The organism is Christensenella sp. (genome assembly GCF_034927525.1).
GTDB lineage: Bacteria > Bacillota > Clostridia > Christensenellales > Christensenellaceae > Christensenella.
In genome coordinates this window covers 1-2099 of record NZ_JAYFPU010000033.1, presented here as the reverse complement: position 1 = coordinate 2099, position 2099 = coordinate 1, and the positions used below count along the sequence as shown (strand labels likewise).

Sequence of the window (2099 nt, the reverse complement as noted above, 5' to 3'; positions counted from 1 at the left end):
CCTGCCTGTAGGTCTCATCATAAAGAGACTGTTTGGAGGAAGATATATGATAGTAGCAGGGATAGACATTGGTAATGCCAGTACAGAAACTGCCTTGGCAAGAATTACCTCCGGTTCACCTGAATTCCTTTCCAGCGGTATTGTACCGACAACAGGAATCAAGGGAACGAGACAGAATATCCATGGTGTCTTCTCCTCTTTAAAGCAAGCCCTCGATAAAGTCAACTTAGCTGTAGAAGACGTTGATTTGATTCGCCTTAACGAAGCCGCTCCTGTTATTGGGGATGTGGCAATGGAAACCATTACTGAAACAATAATCACAGAATCCACAATGATCGGACATAATCCATCCACCCCTGGTGGCCTGGGAACCGGTGTTGGGGTGACGGTGAACATAAGGGACATTAAGAATGCGAAGAAGGGGGATTCGGTTATTGCGATTATACCGCGTGAAATCGACTTTGAAAACTCATCCCGTATGATTAATGAGGCCGCCGCAAACGGCATTTACGTAAATGGTGCCATTGTCCAAAGAGATGATGGCGTTTTAATTAATAACCGTTTGAAAAAGCCAATTCCCATTGTTGATGAAGTGGCTCTAATCGAAAAGGTGCCGCTAGGTATGCGGGCTGCCGTTGAAGTAGCTTCACCTGGCGCCGTTGTCGAACAGCTTTCCAATCCCTATGGGATTGCTACAGTGTTTGATTTATCTCCGGAAGAAACCAAGCAGGTCGTGCCTGTATCTCGGGCACTGATCGGTAATCGCTCCGCTGTTGTCATCAAGACACCAGCAGGGGATGTTAAGGAACGTAAAATCCCCGCTGGTCAAATCATTATTCAGGGTGTCAATAAAAAGGCAACTGTGAATGTGGATGAAGGCGCAGAAGTCATCATGGAGGCCATTAGAAGTGTGGCTCCCGTCGAAGACATTAAGGGAGAACCCGGAACAAATGCCGGGGGAATGTTGGAAAAGGTGCGACAGGTTATGTCAAACCTTACTGGACAATCACCCGTAAACATCAAGATTCAGGATTTGCTGGCTGTGGACACCTTCGTACCTCAAAGTGTACGGGGGGGCGTTGCTGAAGAGTTTTCCATGGAAAACGCTGTTGGTATCGCGGCCATGGTTAAAGCAGATCGCCTGCAAATGAGCATGATCGCTGAAGAGCTTGAAAAAGAGCTGGGAGTTAAAGTTGAAGTTGGTGGTGTGGAAGCTGATATGGCTATCCGCGGTGCGCTGACGACTCCGGGTTCGAACAAGCCGATGGCGATTATCGATATGGGGGCAGGATCAACGGATGCGGCAATTATTAACAGGGCTGGTGAGATCAAATCCATCCACTTGGCTGGTGCCGGCAACATGGTAACCATGTTGATTGGCTCTGAGCTGGGGTTTGATGATATGGGTCTACCGGAGGACATCAAGAAGTATCCGCTTGCAAAGGTTGAAAGTCTTTTCCATATTCGTCATGAAGACGGAACCGTTCAGTTTTTTGACACACCATTGGACCCGAGGACATTTGCCCGGGTGGTTATCTTAACGCCTAACGGCATGGTTCCGGTTCCTGGAAACCACTCCCTGGAACGCATCAAGCAGGTGCGCCGGGATGCTAAGGAAAAAGTCTTTGTCGTCAACGCGATCCGATCACTGGAGAGGGTCAGCCCGACGGGCAACGTAAGAGACATGGAATTTGTCACCTTGGTTGGTGGTTCAGCACTCGATTTCGAAGTCCCACAAATGGTTACAGATGCGCTGTCACGTTACTCTATTGTAGCTGGGCGTGCAAATATCCGTGCCTGTGAAGGGCCAAGAAATGCCGTCGCCACGGGACTTGTTTTATCTTACGGCGAAGGTGAATGAAATGAACGTCAATTTTGAGGCTCCAAAACCTGAGATTAAAGTATACTATGTAAAGAATACCGTTCCTAAAGACATCCTTGTTGAAGTTCTTTTGGGAATTGAAGAGGAAGGCCTTCCCTTTTCTTTAGAAGAAAAGGATAAAAAGGCTGCTGTGGAATTGGCCTATAAGGCCGCAGAGGCATCCCATTTGGGAGTTGGCATTGGCATCAGCGATCAAATCGTTTTACAGTATATTAAG

The 2099-nt window shown here is 47.7% G+C and carries 2 protein-coding genes; both read left to right on the top strand.

Translation table 11 applies throughout. From position 1 onward, the window contains the following. Positions 1 to 46: 46 nt before the first annotated feature. Positions 47 to 1861: a diol dehydratase reactivase subunit alpha gene (locus VB081_RS01130; protein WP_090306501.1), complete on the top strand. Its 1815-nt coding sequence runs from the start codon at positions 47 to 49 to the stop codon at positions 1859 to 1861. 1 nt (position 1862) lies between these two features. Beyond that, the coding region (locus tag VB081_RS01125) for a glycerol dehydratase reactivase beta/small subunit family protein (protein WP_323399030.1) at positions 1863 to 2099 on the top strand (237 nt) is incomplete at its 3' end.

Bases quoted from the DNA above. Each gene is read 5' to 3' on its own strand.
- VB081_RS01130 (WP_090306501.1), top strand. From the start codon at position 47: ATGATAGTAGCAGGGATAGACATTGGTAATGCCAGTACAGAAACTGCC.